15 protein-coding genes are annotated in these 18,037 nt (G+C 47.0%); 11 read left to right on the top strand and 4 right to left on the bottom strand.

The features are described from left to right. The first annotated feature begins 28 nt into the window (after positions 1-28). On the top strand, positions 29-928 hold the full coding sequence (locus tag JHC35_RS00685; protein WP_295041455.1) for a LysR family transcriptional regulator: 900 nt from the start codon (positions 29-31) through the stop codon (positions 926-928). 112 nt (positions 929-1,040) lie between these two features. Here the strand turns inward: JHC35_RS00685 and JHC35_RS00680 are convergent, their stop codons facing one another. From JHC35_RS00680 to cysK, 3 genes are read right to left on the bottom strand one after another with little or no spacing between them, the layout of a single operon-like run. Continuing rightward, positions 1,041-1,502, bottom strand: a complete 462-nt coding sequence (locus JHC35_RS00680) for a hypothetical protein (RefSeq protein WP_295041454.1) — start codon at positions 1,500-1,502, stop codon at positions 1,041-1,043. 18 nt (positions 1,503-1,520) lie between these two features. Beyond that, complete coding sequence (locus JHC35_RS00675) at positions 1,521-2,090, bottom strand: aminotransferase class IV (RefSeq protein ID WP_295041453.1); 570 nt, start codon at positions 2,088-2,090, stop codon at positions 1,521-1,523. Further along, positions 2,090-3,013 (bottom strand): cysteine synthase A, encoded by a 924-nt coding sequence (cysK, locus tag JHC35_RS00670; protein ID WP_295041452.1) that lies wholly within the window; start codon positions 3,011-3,013, stop codon positions 2,090-2,092. The genes JHC35_RS00675 and cysK overlap by 1 nt, the downstream gene beginning before the upstream one ends. Positions 3,014-3,237: 224 nt before the next feature. On the opposite strand from cysK, the gene JHC35_RS00665 reads away from it, so the two are divergent. Then, positions 3,238-4,695 carry an acetyl-CoA carboxylase biotin carboxylase subunit gene (locus tag JHC35_RS00665; RefSeq protein WP_295041450.1) on the top strand — a complete coding sequence of 486 codons (1,458 nt, stop codon included), beginning with the start codon at positions 3,238-3,240 and terminating at the stop codon, positions 4,693-4,695. 31 nt (positions 4,696-4,726) lie between these two features. Here JHC35_RS00665 and JHC35_RS00660 read toward each other — a convergent pair whose 3' ends face one another. Continuing rightward, entirely contained in the window at positions 4,727-5,944 is a 1,218-nt protein-coding gene (locus JHC35_RS00660) for an apolipoprotein N-acyltransferase (RefSeq protein WP_295041448.1), read from the bottom strand. A gap of 69 nt (positions 5,945-6,013) precedes the next feature. Between JHC35_RS00660 and yajC the strand changes: the two genes are divergently transcribed. The 9 genes from yajC to JHC35_RS00615 all read left to right on the top strand — a co-directional run bounded on the left by yajC (position 6,014) and on the right by JHC35_RS00615 (position 18,026). Continuing rightward, positions 6,014-6,280 (top strand): preprotein translocase subunit YajC, encoded by a 267-nt coding sequence (yajC, locus tag JHC35_RS00655; protein WP_295041446.1) that lies wholly within the window; start codon positions 6,014-6,016, stop codon positions 6,278-6,280. Continuing rightward, positions 6,270-7,844: a protein translocase subunit SecD gene (gene secD, locus JHC35_RS00650; protein ID WP_295041444.1), complete on the top strand. Its 1,575-nt coding sequence runs from the start codon at positions 6,270-6,272 to the stop codon at positions 7,842-7,844. Before yajC ends, secD begins: the two co-directional genes overlap by 11 nt. A gap of 2 nt (positions 7,845-7,846) precedes the next feature. Continuing rightward, positions 7,847-8,818 carry a protein translocase subunit SecF gene (gene secF, locus JHC35_RS00645; RefSeq protein WP_295041442.1) on the top strand — a complete coding sequence of 324 codons (972 nt, stop codon included), beginning with the start codon at positions 7,847-7,849 and terminating at the stop codon, positions 8,816-8,818. A 24-nt stretch (positions 8,819-8,842) separates the two neighbouring features. After that, positions 8,843-11,290, top strand: coding sequence for a leucine--tRNA ligase (gene leuS / locus JHC35_RS00640; RefSeq protein ID WP_295041440.1), 2,448 nt, complete (start codon positions 8,843-8,845; stop codon positions 11,288-11,290). 3 nt (positions 11,291-11,293) lie between these two features. Next, positions 11,294-11,791: an LPS assembly lipoprotein LptE gene (gene lptE / locus JHC35_RS00635; RefSeq protein ID WP_295041439.1), complete on the top strand. Its 498-nt coding sequence runs from the start codon at positions 11,294-11,296 to the stop codon at positions 11,789-11,791. Between the two features lie 11 nt (positions 11,792-11,802). Further along, positions 11,803-13,338 (top strand): GGDEF domain-containing protein, encoded by a 1,536-nt coding sequence (locus JHC35_RS00630; RefSeq protein WP_295041437.1) that lies wholly within the window; start codon positions 11,803-11,805, stop codon positions 13,336-13,338. Beyond that, a complete protein-coding gene (locus JHC35_RS00625) occupies positions 13,335-14,498 on the top strand; it encodes a bifunctional folylpolyglutamate synthase/dihydrofolate synthase (protein WP_295041435.1) in 1,164 nt (387 codons plus the stop codon). Before JHC35_RS00630 ends, JHC35_RS00625 begins: the two co-directional genes overlap by 4 nt. Beyond that, entirely contained in the window at positions 14,476-17,463 is a 2,988-nt protein-coding gene (gene mfd, locus JHC35_RS00620) for a transcription-repair coupling factor (RefSeq protein WP_295041433.1), read from the top strand. The genes JHC35_RS00625 and mfd overlap by 23 nt, the downstream gene beginning before the upstream one ends. Before the next feature lie 128 nt (positions 17,464-17,591). Beyond that, the gene (locus JHC35_RS00615) at positions 17,592-18,026 is read left to right on the top strand and encodes a CZB domain-containing protein (protein WP_295041431.1); all 435 of its coding nucleotides are present in this window, start codon (positions 17,592-17,594) and stop codon (positions 18,024-18,026) included. Positions 18,027-18,037: the final 11 nt, after the last annotated feature.

Below are 18,037 nucleotides of genomic sequence, written 5' to 3'. Positions count from 1 at the left end.
ACTATTCATTCAACTTATAGGAATTATTATGTTAAAAGATTTTGCCAAACTGATGACGTTTTTGACGGTAGTTCGGGAAAAAAGCTTTTCGAAAGCATCGGCGAAGCTCGGTATTTCTCAGCCTGCGGTAACACAACAGATCAAATTTATCGAGGATTATCTCGACACACGCGTAGTCGAGCGTAAAAAGAACGGGATTAAACTTACCAAAGAGGGGGAAGACCTTTATCGTATCGCCGCAAAACTCGAAAAAGCGATTCAGGTCTCCGAAAAAGAGGTTCTGAAGATCATCAATAAAGAGTTTACGTTTGTTGTCGGTGCGTCCTATGCGATCGGAAACTATGTGCTCCCATCCTATATCGCGCAGCTCAAAGAGAAAATCAATAACGAAGTTCACATCCGTGTAGCATTTTCCGAAGAGATCATCGATCAGCTTTTGGATAAAAAAATCGATATCGCATTGATTGAATCACCTATTTTCAGGGACGGTTTGATTTACCGCGAATGGGAAGAGGATGAATTGGTCATTTTCTCAAATCAGCCGATCCCAAAACAGCTTCGCAAAGAGGATATGTACAAATTCGACTGGATTTGCCGTGATGAAAATTCACACACCCGCAAATTGACGGCGGAAGTGTTCGAAGAGATCGGAGTAGAGTGTTCGGGATTCAACGTTATCGGGGTAGTTGCCAGCTCTACAGCGATCAAAGAGACGTTGATGCGCTCACCGAAAGATGCGGCACGCCCTGTCGTATCGGTTATCTCACGCCATGTCATCAAAGATGAAGTGGAAGAGGGGAAACTCTTCGAAGCGCGGATCAAAAATTTCAAAATCAAACGAAAATTTTATATCGCTTACAGTAAAGAGCGTAAACACGATGCCTTTATTGACAACGTTGTCACCTATCTATTAGGATTGAAATTATAAATTGATTCCGTTCGCCCTGAGCTCAAGGAAACATCGCGTCGCGAGCGGTACCCTTGTTTTGTCAAAGGGTGTTTTTGGTTCGACAAGTTTCACCATGAGCGGACTACTAAAATCACTTCTTTTTCAAAAACTTCTGATTTTCGGGATTCGAGAGTAGGGCGCTCATCGAGTTTTGAACCCCTTCGTGCTTTTCAATATTAATAGCTGGATGCTGCTCTTGGGGAAGTGCCAGATTGACAAATGCCGGTGTATCGTCGATGATGATTTGCACAATCGAGAGAAGCGGCACGGAGACAAAACTGCCGATGTTTTCATGACCGAACCCCGCTTCGAAAATGAGGGTATCGTTATCGATTCGAGCGCTTTCAAAGGTGTATCCGGCAAGAAAAAACAGTGTCATCGCGCGAAACTCGTCGTTGATGTGCTTCGGAAGGGGTGGATCAAACGTGACGTGTTCAATTTTGCACAAAATACCGAAATTTTGGTCATTTTCAAAAAGATAAATAAGCATATCGCGCACATGATTTTCCATCAAACGTGCGAATGAAGAGCTTTTGATAATATCGAATAACATGAGTTTTGACCTGTTTTTTTAGGTAATTATACCATTATCCACTTCAACGAATCCCACCATCGCATTCATGATGGCTACTTTGGTCGCTTTTGTACAATCTGAAGGGGTGAGATACGCCGTAGAAAGAGTACCGTTATCGATCAGTCGTGCACGGGTTGTCCCCTCTAAAATGGGTGTTGAGGGGGTTACCCATTTGCCCTGAATGTATAACGCGATGTTGGCAATAGTCGTGTCTGCGATGAGTCCATTTTTGATGATAAGGATGTCATCGCACCCGTCGCGTTTTTCATAGAGGAGATTTAATGCATCCCGATCGGCAAATTTAAGGGAATACTCCACTTCATCGCCTTGAACCAATCGCAATGAAGCAATTTTTTTAGGGACATAGGGGTGATATTCAATACGGTATCCGTTTTGATCGTAGAGAAAACGGCAGCGATAGAGTCCATTATCGGGGGGAGAAATAAGGGTTTGCAGCGGATAACTCGTATCGTATCCGAGAGTTTTGAGAGCGTTGTCCAGCCTTGCTTGATGATAGGGGAGGTGGTGTCCCTCTCCTGACTCACAGCGGATGGTTTCTAAGAGCATCAGGCGTCGAATAACGGGGTGCTGAGGTAGCGTTCGGCGGTATCGCAGAGGATGGTGACGATCGTCTTTCCTTTGTTCTCAGGACGTGCGGCGATCAGCGAAGCGGCATGGATGTTGGCTCCGGCAGAAATGCCCACCAGTAGTCCTTCAGTTTTCGCTAACGCTTTGGCTGCCGCGATCGCGTCGTCGTTGCTGACGGTGATAACCTCATTATAAAGGGTGGTATTGAGGACTTTGGGAACAAACCCCGCTCCGATCCCTTGAATTTTGTGCGGTCCGGGTTTTCCACCCGAGAGGACGGCAGAATCTTTCGGTTCAACGGCGATGATCTGAACGTTAGGGAGTGTTTCTCTGAGCGCTTCGCCTGTCCCTGTCAACGTTCCCCCCGTTCCGACGGCAGCAACGAAAATATCGACGGTATTATCGGTGTCGCGTAAAATCTCTTGTGCTGTAGTGACACGATGAATGGCGGGATTCGCGGGATTGGCAAATTGCTGCAAGACGATAGCGTTAGGGTGAGATGCGACGAGCTTATCTGCTTCGTCGATCGCCCCTTTCATCCCTAATGCGGCTGGGGTCAGTACCAGATTGGCTCCGAGCGCTTTGAGGAGATTGCGGCGCTCGATCGACATCGATTCGGGCATCGTGAGGGTGAGCTTGAGCCCCAATGCCGTACAGATAGCCGCGAGTGCGATACCGGTATTGCCGCTGGTCGGTTCGATGATAAGCGTTTCTTGATTGATCAATCCTGTATCCATTGCCGATTTGATCATGTTGAATCCGATACGGTCTTTGACGGAACTGGTCGGGTTCATGAATTCGCATTTACCCAAAACGGTAGCACCGCTCGTGTTGGAGAGAGTATTGAGACGCACCAAAGGGGTATTTCCGATAAGTTCAGTGATATTAGCCGCTATGTTCATTAGATATCCCCGTTTTTTTGACCCTAAGTATAATAAAGAATGCTAAAAAAACCAATAATTATCAGTGAAACGGTGGGAATAAACGAATCTCGCCGTTCAATCTCCTAGAGATAAGGTAAAAAGTTTTGCATTCACAGGAGAATTATCCTATAATTTCGTTTTTAAATCGGATATCGGGTATCAGAGTCTTTAATACTCAATGATGTTCAAATGAGGAATAAGTAGTGGAAACTAAAAAGATCAGCAAAGTATTGATTGCAAACCGTGGTGAGATCGCACTTCGTATTATTCGTGCTTGTAAAGAGCTGGGGATTAAAAGTGTTGTCGTGTTTTCAGAAGCAGACGTAAACGGCGTTTGGGTTCGTAAAGCTGATGAGTGCTATCCGATTATGGGTGACCCGATTGCCGCGTATCTTGAGTACGATAAAATCATCTCGTTGGCGAAAAAAGCCGATTGTGACGCGATCCATCCGGGGTACGGATTCCTATCTGAGAGTGCTGAGTTTGCGCAAGCGTGTGCGGATAACGGTATCATCTTCATCGGACCGAAACCGGAGCATATCGCACTGTTCGGGGATAAAATGGCTTCAAAAGTAGCGATGCGCGCTGTCGGTGTTCCGATGCTTCCGGGTACGGATGAGCCGATCGACAACATCGAAGATGCGGAAAAAATCGCAACCGGTATCGGATTCCCGATCATCATCAAAGCGGCATTCGGGGGCGGCGGACGCGGTATGCGTATCGTAGAACGTGCCGAAGATTTCAAAGAGATGTACGAATCTGCAACCAAAGAAGCACTCCGTTTCTTCAGCCGCGGTGAAGTGTTCATCGAAAAATACCTCAAAAACCCACGCCACATTGAGATCCAAATCGTTGCGGACAAATACGGTAACGTGGTTCACCTCGGAGACCGTGACTGTTCGATCCAACGCCGTCACCAAAAAGTGATCGAAATCGCTCCATCACCGCTCTTGAACGAAGCGACTCGCCGTGAGTTGTACCGTATCTCTACCAAAGCGATGTTCAAACTCGGCTACGAGAGTGTCGGGACCATCGAGTATCTGGTTGACCAAGACGACAACATCTATTTCATCGAAATGAACACCCGTGTTCAAGTAGAACATCCGGTTACTGAAGCGATCTCAGGGATCGACTTGATCCAACGTATGATCCAAATCGCTGAGGGTGATCCGTTGATCTTCATGCAAGAAGAGATCAAATTCCGTGGATACGCGATCGAGTTCCGTATCAATGCGGAAAACCCGAAGCTCGGTTTTGTACCCTCACCGGGTCTTATCACGAACTACCTTGCACCGGGCGGTCCGGGAGTGCGTTTGGACTCTATGGCGTATACCAATTACCAAATTCCTGCCAACTACGACTCAATGATCGGTAAATTGATCGTTACGGCGTTGACATGGGAAGATGCGGTTCGTAAAGCGCGACGTGCATTGGATGAGTTCTTGATCGAGGGTGTGCCGACCAATATCCCGCTTCACCGTCAAATCGTTCGTGATGAGCACTTCATCAAAGGTGAACTCGATACGGGATACCTTGATACGAAATTGCAACACTTTAACCTCGATGCGATCCACAACATGGATGACGAAGAGGCTAAAATGAAACATATCGCAGCGGTTATCGACGCTATTAAGAAAAACAACCTCAACGTTCGCCACTAAAAAAATCAAGCCCGAGGGCTTGATTCTCCATTTAATACACTATCCCAGTTCCTCCGCCGTTCGCCGAATGAAACACCATCGTATTATTTTGTCGGGCATAAAAACGGATTAATAGTTTTTGCAGTGTCGGTTCGATGGAGGGTTTGAACCATCCGTTATTACTGACCGCTATCATATAACGAACATTCGGAGTATAGAGCTCTTTGCGGGTTGCCTCGTAGCAGACGGCATTGCGGAACGTCACCCCTTTGATAGTGAAATCGGTCGGTTTTTTGGCGGTAACGAAATCGGATACTCCCCCGAAAATATGGCGATTAACCCACTCTTTTAAAAAACCGGGGAGAGGGATATATTCTCCAAAGGGTACCAATACTGTTTTTTTGGCGACGGTAATATTTCCACTATTAAACAAGTACGAAACATTGTAATTAAGACCGTGTTCTTTGTGCAGAGTACCCGTGAGGATTGTGATGTAAAAAGAACGTTTTTTAAGTGCTTCGGAAATTGCAGGATGTCTGTTCATAAAAAGGGGGAATGCTGCTTCGGGGAGGACAACAAGATCGTATCCTTGTTGAATCGCCTCATCGATAGCGATGAAATCATCGTCTATCGTTTGCGGTAATTGTTCACTTTGCCATTTGAAATTTTGCGAAATATCGGTTGAGACCAGTTTGATTTTTAACTCTGGCATCGGAGGAGGAGTATAAGAGGTTTGAATTGCCCCAAGGAGTAATAGTAGCGGGATCGGTTTTTTCCATCCTTTAAAATAGGCAGTTGAAGCAAGGGCAAAAAGGATCAGAGCAAACTGCCATTTGGAAAATCCGAGATAGCTCTCCACAAAGATAATTTCGGGTTGCATCCAGTTGAAATCCATCGGCCACACAAAGGTGAGACCGAACAAGATAAGCGCACGGAGCAGGGCATTGGCGGTGAGTGCCATTGTCCCGTAATAGAGGGCATAGACGAATCCAAATCCCAGCGCCACAAGCCATGTCGCCCATCCAAGACCGTAGTATTGGAAGCTAAAGCCGATCCAATAGCACCAGAGCCATCCGATCCAAAACCCGCTGATGACAACCACCCGTTTAGGTGCGTGCAGCAGGGCATAAATCGCCAAGACTCCCGAGAGGGTATTGAGCGCTTTTGAGGTGAGGGCAAAATGTTCCCAATAGATAAACGCGGAGAATAAAAGGGCGATAAGCAACGGAGCGATAATGAGTTCAATAATGGGGGTTGATCGATATTTCATGGGGGAATTATAGCGTTGTTAGCCACATTTGAGTATAATGCCCCAATTTCACATTACCCAAGGATATCCATGGAAATTCTTCAACAAATTCTCCCATTCGTCTTTTTGATCGCTATTATGTATTTCGTGATCATTCGTCCTCAAAATGAGCAGGCAAAAAAGCACAAAGCAATGCTTGAAGCCCTCACAAAAGGGGACAAAATCGTCACCAGCGGCGGACTAATCGTCGAAATTAAAAAAGTCGAAGAGAGCTATTTCTTGATCAAAATGAATAACGAAACCGAAGCACGCCTCGTCAAAGAAGCGGTTGCGAGAAAGTACGAGGATGAAGCTTAATTTCCGCGTCGTATTACTCATAGTCGCCGCTGTTTTCGGGATACTTTTCTCGATACCGTCTTTGACCCAAAGCCAACATGGTGCAAAAGTTACCCTAGGGCTTGATCTTCAGGGGGGATTGCATCTTCTTTTGGGGGTTAAAACCGAAGAAGCGGTCAACTCGCAACTCAAATCGGTCGCATCGGGGATCAAACATTTTACCGAGCAAAATGATATTCTGATCGACGGTTTGAGCGTCGAAGAGGGGACGGTGGTGTTCACCGCACTCGATGCCGAAGACAAAGCAAAAATCGACGAATATCTCAAAACGATTCAGGGTGCTGCGGTAAAAAACTCGGGCGAATCGTACAGTGTCTCGTTCAAACCTGAAGAGGTAGAGAAACTGAAAACCCAATCGGTCGATCAAGCTATCGAAACGATCCGTAACCGGCTTGACCAATTTGGATTGGCGGAGCCGGTTGTTGCGCGTCAGGGTGTCGATAAAATTTTGGTGGAGTTGCCAGGGATCAAAACGCAAGCCGAAGAGCAGCGTGCGCGTGAGTTGATCTCTCGTGCGGCCAAGCTCGAACTGATGGCGGTGGATGAAGACCGTGCGATGCGTGTTAATGATCTCAGTGACGCGGAAGCGGCAATGTATGGAGATAAAATTCTCGAAGATGCGTTGTTGCCAAAAACAAAACATTTGGTCAACGAGATCCCGATTTTGGATGGGACGATGCTCACCGATGCTCATGTCGGATACGATCAAAATAACCGTCCGGTAATCAACTTCTCGCTTAATTCTGCGGGTGCGCAGATTTTCGGAGATTTTACCGGTAAAAGCGTCGGTAAACGGCTCGCGATCGTATTGGACGGAAAAGTTTATTCCGCTCCGGTCATTAATGAGCGTATCGGCGGCGGAAGCGGACAAATCAGCGGAAACTACAGTGTTGCCGAAGCGAACGATTTGGCGATCGCTCTTCGTTCCGGTGCACTCTTGGCTCCGATTTATATGTTGGAAAAACGCTCTGTCGGACCGAGCCTTGGGGCAGATAGTATCAAAGCCTCTTCTTTGGCATTGGTGAGTGGATTCGTGCTAGTATTGGTTTTCATGATCATGTATTACGGCTTGGCGGGGATTATCGCAAATCTTGCCGTTGTGATCAATATCTTTATTATTTTGGCGATGATGGCGCTGCTGGGTGCGACGTTGACCTTGCCAGGGATGGCGGGGATCGTTCTGCATATCGGTTTGGCGGTCGATGCGAATATCATCATCAACGAACGTGTACGTGAACAGATCCGTTTGGGTATCGGATTGAAACGGGCACTCCAAGAGGGATACAGCAAAGCGATGCGGGCGATTTTGGATTCGAACATTACCCAAATCATCGCATGTACAATCCTCTATGTCTACGGAACGGGAGCGATCAAAGGGTTTGCCGTTACTCTTAGCATGGGGATTTTGGCATCTATGCTTACGGCGATTGTCGGGACGTACGGAATTTTCCAACTTTTCACCCCGCGCATCGAAAAATCGAAAAACTACAAACTGTGGTTTGGTATGACGAGAAAGGTTAACTAATCATGGAATTGTTTAAAGAAGATAAGGTCTATAACTTCCTCGGAAAAGGGAAAATCTTTTTCGTAGCCTCATTTCTCCTCTTTTTTGTGGCGATCGGGCTTATCGCAACCAAAGGGTTTTCTTTTGGCATCGATTTTACCGGCGGAACCGTTGTTCAGGTCAAATACCAAGGACCGGCTCCGATTAATAAAGTGCGTGAAGCGCTCGAAAAAGACGAGTTGTTCAAACATGCGGCGGTCAGTGAGTTCGGTTCACCCGAAGAGATTGTCATTAAAACTGCCGCGTCGACGGACGGTTTGAGCAAAGATATCGGTGACGTAACCCGTGAGGTTCTTAAAGGGACAGGAGAGTTCGAAATCCGTCGTGTCGATATGGTCGGACCGAAAGTCGGAGATGAGCTCCGTGTCAAAGGGCTTACTGCGTTTTTGTTGACACTGGGTGCAATCATGGCGATGGTAACATTTCGCTATGAGTGGCGTTTTGCATTGGCGGCAATTATCGCGATTGTCCATGACATCGTCATAACATTCGGGTTTGTCTCCTATTTTGAGATCGATTTTAATATCGAGAGTGTCGCGGCAATGCTGATGATTTTGGGGTATTCGATTCACGATACCATTATCGTCTATGACCGTATTCGCGAGCATATCCAAGAATCCAAAAGCAGTGATTTCGTCATGATCGTTAACGAAGCGGTCTCCCGCACTCAGTCGCGAACGACATTGACCTCTTTGACGGTCTTTTTTGTCGTCTTGACCTTGTTCTTGTTCGGTGGCGATATTATGCTCGGATTTAGTTTCCCAATGCTTGTCGGGGTTATTATCGGAACCTACAGTTCTATTTTCGTTGCGGCACAATTGGTTGTTTGGACTGGATTTAGCGTTGCACGCTACCGTGAAAAAATGGCTGAAAAACAAAAAATGCAAGCCGAAAAAGAGAAAATGCGCGCTCAGTTTGAGCAAGGCATAGTGTAAAAAGCAGTATTTTAGGAGTTTTGTTTGAATTATTCCCCAGCATCGATTGAAGCCAAATGGCAGCGCACTTGGAGTACGACAAAAGCGTACGAACCGTCTAACGATTTTAGCAAACCGAAAAAATATGTCCTCAGCATGTTCCCCTACCCATCAGGTCGTATCCATATGGGGCACGTTCGTAACTATACGATCGGTGATGCGTTTGCCCGCTATTACCGTCAACAAGGTTTTAATGTCCTCCACCCGATCGGTTGGGACAGTTTCGGTATGCCGGCAGAAAATGCGGCGATCAAACATGGTGTCCATCCGAAAAAATGGACCTATGAGAACATTGCGACAATGCGCGGCGAACTTGCCGGCTTGGGACTCTCATTTTCAGAAGATAGAGAGTTTGCCACCTCGAATCCTGAATACACGGCATTCGAGCAGGGCTTTATCATCGATATGTTCAATAAGGGTCTCTTATACCGTAAACAAGGGTTTTTGAACTGGTGTCCGCACGATTTGACCGTTTTGGCGAATGAACAAGTTGTCGATGGGGGATGCTGGAGATGCGGAACACCGATCGTTCAAAAAGAGATGTATCAATACTATCTCAAAATCAGCGATTATGCCGAAGAGCTTCTCGAATCGCTTAAAACACTAGAGGGGAAGTGGCCGAAACAGGTTTTGACGATGCAGGAAAACTGGATCGGGAAATCGTACGGACTTGAATTTAAATTCAAATTTGATGCAGAGAGTGAAGCGCGTTTGGGTGCGGTGTATGAGGGATTTGATGTTTTTACCACACGCCCTGATACCATTTATGGGGTAAGCTACGCGGCATTGGCACCGGAGCATGAGATCGTCCGTCATATGCTCTCTTTCGGTCTTCTCGATGAGGCGACGGCGGATGCGATCAAAGCGATGCAGCGCGTTAGCGCGCGCGACCGCGCGACCAGCCCGAAAGAGGGGGTTTCCTTGGGGATGAATGTCCTCCATCCTCTCACCGGCGCTGAAGTACCGGTGTGGGTGGCGAATTTCGTCCTCACCGATTACGGCTCGGGTGCGGTTATGGCGGTACCTGCGCACGATGATCGCGATTATGAATTCGCGACCAAATATAACCTTCCGATCAAAGCAGTGATTTTCCCGACGGAAGGTGAACTCCCAAGTGGATGCGCCTATACTGAAACGGGTACGCTTCATGAGAGCGGAGAGTTCAGCGGTTTGGATAACGTTGCCGCCAAAGCGGCTATTATGGACTATTTTGAAGCCAATAAGCTTGGAAAAAAAGTGATCAATTTCCGTCTCAAAGATTGGGGAATCAGCCGTCAGCGCTATTGGGGTGCTCCGATTCCTTTGATTCATTGTGACTCGTGCGGCATTGTCCCTGAGGATAAAGCTGCGCTTCCGGTTGCATTGCCCGAAGATGTAGTAATTAACGGTGAGGGGAACCCGCTTGAACACCACCCGACATGGAAACACTGTACCTGCCCGAAATGCGGCAAAGCGGCAATCCGTGAGACCGATACGATGGATACGTTCATTCAATCTTCATGGTATTTTCTCCGTTATACGGTCAAAAACGACTTCAAAGAGGCATTTGATAAACAATCACTCGATTACTGGATGGGTGTCGATCACTACATCGGCGGGATCGAGCATGCGATTTTGCACCTCCTGTATGCCCGTTTCTTTACGAAAATGTTGCGGGATTTGGGATACGTTAGCTCCGATGAGCCGTTTGAGCACCTTCTGACGCAGGGGATGGTTCTCAAAGACGGTGCGAAGATGTCAAAATCTAAAGGTAACACCGTCGATCCGGGAGCATTGGTTGAAAAATACGGTGCCGATACGGCGCGTCTTTTTATCCTTTTCGCGGCACCTCCGACCCAAGAGTTGGAGTGGAACGACAGTGCGGTCGAGGGGGCATTTCGCTTTTTAAAACGGTTCGCCGATCGTGCTTCGAATGTCAACGTTACCGAAGCGTTACCGACGATCGATCATGCTTCTTTGAGCAAAGAAGAAAAAGCGGCACGGAAAAAAGTGTACGAAGCGCTGAAACGTGCTCAAGAGGTGTACGGAGAGCGCCACACGTTCAATACGATGATTGCGGGTGTGATGGAAGCGATGAATGCACTGAATGAGCAGACAAACCGTGACGTATGGACGGAAGGGTACTGGATTTTGACCTCGATATTAGAGCCGATTGTCCCGCATATCTGCTGGGAACTCTCGGAGATGTTATTTAAAGGGAAAAACTTCGGGATTCAAAAAGTATGCGAAGAAGTTTTCGAAGTAGAAGCGCTTACTCTGGGTGTATCGGTCAATGGGAAAAACCGCGCAACCATTGAGGTAGGTGTCGGTGAAGACGAAGCAGCCATTATTGAGATGGCAAAAGCATCCGTAGGGAAATGGATCGAAGGCAAAGAGATCATCAAAGCGATCGTTATTCCGGGCAAGCTTGTGAATCTTGTCATAAAAGGGTAAGTGATGAAATACTGGATACTGAGTGCTCTCATTTTTTTTGCCGGTTGCGGGTATCAACCTGTTAGCCATTGCACGAAAAATGTGTTGGGTGAGAGTGTCAGTACCGAAGTGGTTGTTTCGATGGAAGATCCTCAAAATACGGCGATCATCAAAGACGCGGTCGATACGGCCGTCATTACGAAATTCAGAACTTCTCTCGTCGCTAAAAATGAATCTAAAACCCATCTTAGAATCGCGATTGAATCGGTCGTATTCACTCCGCTTCGTTACGATACAAATGGTTATGTAGTAACGTACCGAACAACGGTAAATTTGTCGATTCAACAAACCAAAGAGGGGAAAAATACCAATTATTCTACCCATGGGATGTATGATTTTGACATTGAACCAAACGCAATCATCTCCGATCAAGCCCGTTTTGATGCAATTCGACAAGGAGCCCAAAAAGGGTTGGATGGATTTGTGGCTCAAATTGCCGCTTCGGGTGTGAATTCTCATTAAGGGGGAATAAAATGACTATCAATCAAATCGTTCGTAACACGGTTGAACGGCTCAAGGCCGAAGGGAAAGTATGGACTCCCGATGCGTATAGTGAAACGTTTTGTTCAGAAGCGAAAAAAGCGGGATTCGCTGTTGAGGATTGTAGCGGAATCGATCGCTTTGTTCCATTAATGGACAAAAAAACTCTCGATGAGATAAAACAATACCGAGTCCGTACAACAGCGGAATTGATCCGTTTTTTGATTTCCAAACTCAATCGGCTCAATCCGAGTGAAGCATCGATTCTTGTCGAAGCGTTTAGCGGATTGGCTAAAAAAATGGCCGAAAGCATCGATGTGCTTCACAATGCCGAAGCATCCGCTTTAGCGAAAAAAACCATTGCTACGCTTGATGAGAGGGGCGGTTCGACACAGATCGAATTACTCAAACAAGCGTGGACTAATTTTTTGAGTATTTACGATGATTCGTTTTTAATGAAGCTTTCGGGATTCGGTTCAGTCGATACCGCTAATCTGCGCAATACGATTGAGAATTTGAAATTTCAGGTTAATCCGGGAAGTGGTTCGGATCATTCGAAGATCGTACAGATGCTGATCTCTTCGTTGGTCCCCTCTATCGCCCCTAAAATGGACGATTCGATTACCGAACTTTCTAAAAAATTGAGTAATAATCCCTCATATATAGAAACGGAAGGATTCGAAAAAGAGCTGAAAACGGCTATCGCGATGAGGATAGCCCTGGATAAACAAAGTGTTGAAGATATGGTCAATACGCTGGACGCGTTGTTGGAAAAACTCTCTGTTCAACTGATTGAATTGATTGAGAGAAGCGAAAGTTCAAGCAGTGAAATCCGGGAAGTCAAGCGTGATTTAGAGGCTTTGGAGACCAATAGACCGACCGATTTTAAAACGGCACACAAGCGTCTTTATGCAATTGCCAGCACACTGGAAGAAAAAGTAGAAGTGTTGAGTAAAGATTTGAAAGTACATAACGAAACAGTGACCGATATGGGAAAAAAAATTGCGGCACTCGAATCGGAATTGGCTGCTGCGACGCAAGCTTCACGTGAAGACTTTTTGACCAAACTTTTCAACAAGCGGGCGATTGAGGAGTATTTGAACCTCAAAGAATCCGAATATGAGCGTCACACCCATCCCTATTGTATTGCGATGTTGGATTTGGATCATTTTAAATCGGTCAACGATACCTATGGACATGAAGCGGGCGATGCCGTTTTGATCGCATTCGCGAAAATCCTGAAGCTTGAAGCCCGAGCCACTGACATTGTAGGCCGTTTCGGCGGAGAGGAGTTTTTGGCTATTTTGGGAGATACCGATTTGGAAGGGGCAAAAGTTTTTTGTGAAAAAGTTCGCGCTCACGTCGAGGCTGCCCATTTTATGTATCAAGGCCAGCGCATTGCCGTGAGTGTCAGCATCGGCGTTGCTGAGCGGATGGCTTATCCATCGATGAAAGCGTTGTTGAACGGAGCGGATGAACGTCTTTATGACGCTAAGCGAAAAGGGCGAAACCGCGTCGAGCCTGCATGAATTTAGACGATTTCCTCGCTGCAAAGCCCCTCTTTTATGACGTGATCGATTATGAGCGCTTCCCTAAAACGTATCGAACGATTGCTGCATCCTTGCCAAATCCAAAAATACTCCATCTCGTCGGAACTAACGCAAAAGGCTCTACGGGGCGATTTCTTGCTACCGCGTTGTACCGAGCGGGAAAAAAGGTGGGACACTATACGTCGCCTCATATTCTTCGTTTTAATGAACGGATATGGATCGATGGTACGGATGTTAGAGATGAAGCATTGGAGATAGCGCATCAAAAGCTCCTTGCACTACTATCACACGAAGATGCAGAAGCTCTCAGTTATTTTGAATACACGACGTTACTTGCTATGGTTGTCTATGAGGGGTGTGAGTATGTTGTGATGGAGGCGGGTCTAGGGGGCGAATTTGACGCTACGGCCGTTTTCCCAAAAGTACTCAGTATCTTTACCCCGATCGATTTCGATCATGCCGCTTTTTTGGGGACGACGATTGATGCGATCGCTACGACAAAGCTTCGCAGTATGCAGCATGAGGCACTGCTTGGGACGCAAAAACATTCTGAAGTGGAACGGATCGCCAAAGAGATTGCCCATACAAAGGGATGCCGCCTTTATACAGTAGAAGAGTGCCTAAACCCACGACTCACAGGGATGGCATTGCATCTTGCCACAAAAAACGGTCTCAGTGAGTATTTGCGCGATAATCTCTTGTTGGCAATGGCAGCGTATGAGCTTTTGGGATACGAGGTGAGAGAAGAGCTCTTTGATCAACGCGCTCTGTTCGGTCGATTGAGTCCGATAGCGCCCAATATCACTCTCGATGTGGGGCATAACCCTTTGGCGGCACGGGAGATCGCCCGTTCTTATAAAGGGAAAAAAGTGGTACTGATCTATAACACCTATAGGGATAAAGATTACCGAGAGATACTGGGAATTTTAAAACCGATCATCGAGTCGGTCGAGATTATCGATGTCGATGAAGCCAGAATCACTCCAAGAGATCAACTCGAAAATGCGCTGAATGAACTTCAAATAGAGTTTCGATCGTTTGAGGCGATCGATCAGGATAAAGAGTATTTAGTCTTCGGCTCGTTCAGTGTTGCCGAGACATTTTTAAAGAGGATGAATGTCACAAGCACGATGGTATGAATACGCCAAAAACAACCCGAAAAATCTCCCTGAAATCCTTGTGTGCGAGGATGCCAAAGAAGCTACTGAGCTGAGCGATGTATCGGCATTTTTAGGGATTAAGCATATCATATTGCCCGATTTTCGTGCGGCGTATATGGATGATTTACGTCCGTTTGGAGAGGAACTTTTTGCCCTTTTTGCGGCATTGCGTTCTTACTACAATGCATCCAAAAAACCGCTCATCATCTCGCCGCTTAAAACACTTTTGTTTCCGATGCCGCGTGCGGAATTGCTTCAAAGCGAGACCATCGAGTTTGCTTCCCGTATCGATTTGAATGCGTTTAAAGAGAAACTGATCCATTGGGGCTATACGTTTGTCGATATGGTGGAGATGGAGGGGGAAGTATCCCATCGCGGGGACATTCTTGACATTTACGTCCCAAACCAAAGCAATCCGTACCGTATCAGCCTCTTTGACGATGAGGTTGAAGAGATTAAAGCGTTCGATGTCGAAACCCAGCGTACCGACAAAGAGGAGTTGGCCTCTGTTGAAATTACGAGCGCCTTTTTCTCTTTAGATTCGGAGCAATACCGCTATTTTGAAAAAGCGGTTGCCTCTTCCCAAAGCGATAGCTTTGTCAAAGACATCGCCTCGCTCGGGTTTTGGGTGTTGGGTGAATACGGCATCGATCTATGTGAGGGAAAAAGAGTTGCACGTATCCGTGAGATGAAAAGCGTCCTCGATGAAGCGTACGGACTCAATCAACCTGTGCTTCCGCGTGCAAGGCTCGAAGTCGAGATACTTCCCGAATCACAGCACTATATGCCGCTGGGCGGAGGGAATTTCGAGACGCTCCGAAGCATCCATAAAACGAAAAAATTTACCCTCATCGCCGCGAGCGATACCCAGCTCAAAGCCGCCGGTATCTTTGATCTCAAAGAGATCACTCTCAAAACCTCAGGGATTGTCCTCAATCTCATTAGTGAGAACGAGATTATCTTCTCTCTCAACCGCCATGAGAAAAAGCGCCGTCGCCGCCGAACGTCGATTCTCCTCGATGATCTGAAAGTGGGCGATTATGTTGTCCATGAAGAGTACGGAGTCGGGATATTTGTCGGGATCGAGCAAGCCGAAATCCTCGGAGGAGTCAAAGATCTTGTCGTGATCAAATACATGGGGGATGACAAACTCCTCCTGCCCGTCGAAAATCTCGATGCGATCGATCGCTATATCGCGACAGGATCTCTGCCGGTGCTGGATCGTCTGGGCAAAGGGAGCTTCGGCAAGCTCAAAGAGACGGTTAAAGCGCGATTGTTTGAAATCGCCTCCGAGATTGTCGGGATTGCGGCGAGCCGTGCACTGATCAAAGCCTCCGTGATAAGCGTGGACGCAGGAGAATTGCGTGCCTTCCAAGCCGCTGCGGGATTTGAGTACACTGCCGATCAAGCCAGTGCCATCAACTCCATTGTCCGTGATCTGGCATCGGGGCATATCATGGATCGGTTGTTGAGCGGGGATGTCGGTTTTGGAAAAACCGAGGTAGCGATGAATGCGATTTTCGCCGCCGCAAAAGGGGGGTTTCAATCGCTCCTCGTCGTTCCGACGACATTACTCAGCTCTCAGCATTTCCAATCGCTCAAAGCGCGTCTTGCACCGTTCGGGATTCGGGTGGCGAAGCTCGATCGCTTCGTCAGTACCAAAGAGAAAAATGCGACCCTGAGGGCGCTGGAAGCGGGGGAGCTCGATTGTGTCGTCGGAACCCACGCACTTTTCGGGGTAAATTGTGCGAAGCTGGGGCTGGTGATCATCGATGAAGAGCACAAATTCGGAGTGAAACAAAAAGAGAAACTCAAATCGCTCTATGAGAACGTTCATTTGCTCAGCATGAGCGCGACCCCGATCCCGCGAAGTCTCAATCAGGCGCTCAGTTCGATCAAAACCATGTCTGAACTTCTCACTCCGCCGTCTGAGCGCCTCGGGGTGCGGACGTTTGTGAAAAATTACGACGAGAAACTGATCAAAGAGGTGATTTTGCGGGAACTCCGTCGCGGGGGGCAGGTGTTTTATGTCCATAACTCGATCGATTCGATGGTAATCAAGTCGGGAGAACTCAAAGCGATCCTCCCTGATCTGCGTATCCTCATTCTCCACTCCCAAATCAGCGCGACCCAAACTGAAGAGGAGTTGGCAAAATTTGCCAATCGGGAGTACGATGTCCTTTTGGCGACCTCGATCATCGAATCGGGGATCCATATGCCGACGGTCAATACGATGATCATTGACGGAGCCGATCGGTTCGGTATGGCGGATCTCCACCAGCTTCGCGGACGGGTCGGACGGGGACATATCGAGGGGTACGCGTATTTTATCGTGGATGACAAAGATCACCTCACCGAAGAGGCGAAAAAACGGCTCGTCGCACTCGAATCCAACTCATTCCTCGGCAGCGGATCGATGCTCGCGTATCACGATCTCGAAATTCGCGGCGGTGGAAACCTCGTCGGCGATGCCCAAAGCGGACACATCAAAAATATCGGGTATGCATTGTATTTGCGGATGTTGGAGGATGCAATCAAACTTCTCACCAACCAAACGAGCAGCGTCCGTGCCAAAGTGGACATCAAACTCACCGTCAGTGCGTTCATCAGTGATGAGGTGGTGAGCGAAGATCGTTTGAGATTGGAGCTCTATCGCCGCCTCAGCCAATGCGAATCACCCAGCGAGATTTATGATATCGAAGAAGAGGTGAATGACCGCTTCGGCAAACCCGATACCCCGACGAAGCAGTTTTTCGAAATCATGGTGATCAAACTGCTGTGTATCGAGAAGAAGATCAAAATGGTGAGTAATTTCAACCAAAACATCACGATCGAATACCAAAGCGGAGTCAAAGAGACGCTGCAAAGCAAGAGCAAAGACGATGACGATCTGATCGGTGCCGTATTACAGTATTTACGGGGATTGAAAACCAAACAACCGTAGTTGTTTTTCAGGGTATAAATATAACTTTTTGTGTTATATTTATGATATTTGCTCGGTATAATTGTACTATTACATCAAAGGTGGATGACGTATTATGGACAAAACTATTACATTGCAGCATTTAAGCGATGCAAAAAAAAGCGCACGTTAAATGGGTACAAAGAGCGAAGCTGTTGATCGAAGGGCTTTCCGTTGATGAGAGTGCGATACCTTTGAGCTATACCGACTGTAAATTCGGCGAATGGTTTTACAGCGACGGTCAAAAACTCAATGCGTTGGGGAATATGACCTGTTTGGGAGAGATTGAAAAAGCCCATGTCACGTTGCATGATGAATACATGCATATTTTTAAAATCTTTTTTGTCAATACCGACCGATCATTTTTCTCCAAATTGTTTAACACGAAGAAAAAGATCACCGATGCGGAGCGAGAGATCGCCAAAGAGCATTTCATCAAACTCCAACCGGCTTCCGAGGAGATATTAGAGCATATCGGACGGCTTGAACGACGGTTGTATGCGATACCGCAAAGTTCGTTTGACGCCAGTATTACTGGGATATAAATAAAGGAAAT

Origin of the sequence: Sulfuricurvum sp. (assembly GCF_022759005.1) — a bacterium.
In the GTDB taxonomy this organism is placed as follows: domain Bacteria; phylum Campylobacterota; class Campylobacteria; order Campylobacterales; family Sulfurimonadaceae; genus Sulfuricurvum.
Note: the sequence above shows the minus strand (reverse complement) of the source record. Positions and strands in the feature narration are given on the sequence as shown.

What these genes read in the sequence shown, in the direction of transcription:
- JHC35_RS00675 (WP_295041453.1), bottom strand. Translation starts at nt 2,090, where the DNA reads ATGCTCTTAGAAACCATCCGCTGTGAGTCAGGAGAGGGACACCACCTC.
- JHC35_RS00685 (WP_295041455.1), top strand. Translation starts at nt 29, where the DNA reads ATGTTAAAAGATTTTGCCAAACTGATGACGTTTTTGACGGTAGTTCGG.
- JHC35_RS00615 (WP_295041431.1), top strand. Translation starts at nt 17,592, where the DNA reads ATGCAAAAAAAAGCGCACGTTAAATGGGTACAAAGAGCGAAGCTGTTG.
- mfd (WP_295041433.1), top strand. Translation starts at nt 14,476, where the DNA reads ATGTCACAAGCACGATGGTATGAATACGCCAAAAACAACCCGAAAAAT.
- secD (WP_295041444.1), top strand. Translation starts at nt 6,270, where the DNA reads ATGAAGCTTAATTTCCGCGTCGTATTACTCATAGTCGCCGCTGTTTTC.
- lptE (WP_295041439.1), top strand. Translation starts at nt 11,294, where the DNA reads ATGAAATACTGGATACTGAGTGCTCTCATTTTTTTTGCCGGTTGCGGG.
- JHC35_RS00660 (WP_295041448.1), bottom strand. Translation starts at nt 5,944, where the DNA reads ATGAAATATCGATCAACCCCCATTATTGAACTCATTATCGCTCCGTTG.
- JHC35_RS00630 (WP_295041437.1), top strand. Translation starts at nt 11,803, where the DNA reads ATGACTATCAATCAAATCGTTCGTAACACGGTTGAACGGCTCAAGGCC.
- JHC35_RS00625 (WP_295041435.1), top strand. Translation starts at nt 13,335, where the DNA reads ATGAATTTAGACGATTTCCTCGCTGCAAAGCCCCTCTTTTATGACGTG.
- JHC35_RS00680 (WP_295041454.1), bottom strand. Translation starts at nt 1,502, where the DNA reads ATGTTATTCGATATTATCAAAAGCTCTTCATTCGCACGTTTGATGGAA.
- yajC (WP_295041446.1), top strand. Translation starts at nt 6,014, where the DNA reads ATGGAAATTCTTCAACAAATTCTCCCATTCGTCTTTTTGATCGCTATT.
- cysK (WP_295041452.1), bottom strand. Translation starts at nt 3,013, where the DNA reads ATGAACATAGCGGCTAATATCACTGAACTTATCGGAAATACCCCTTTG.
- secF (WP_295041442.1), top strand. Translation starts at nt 7,847, where the DNA reads ATGGAATTGTTTAAAGAAGATAAGGTCTATAACTTCCTCGGAAAAGGG.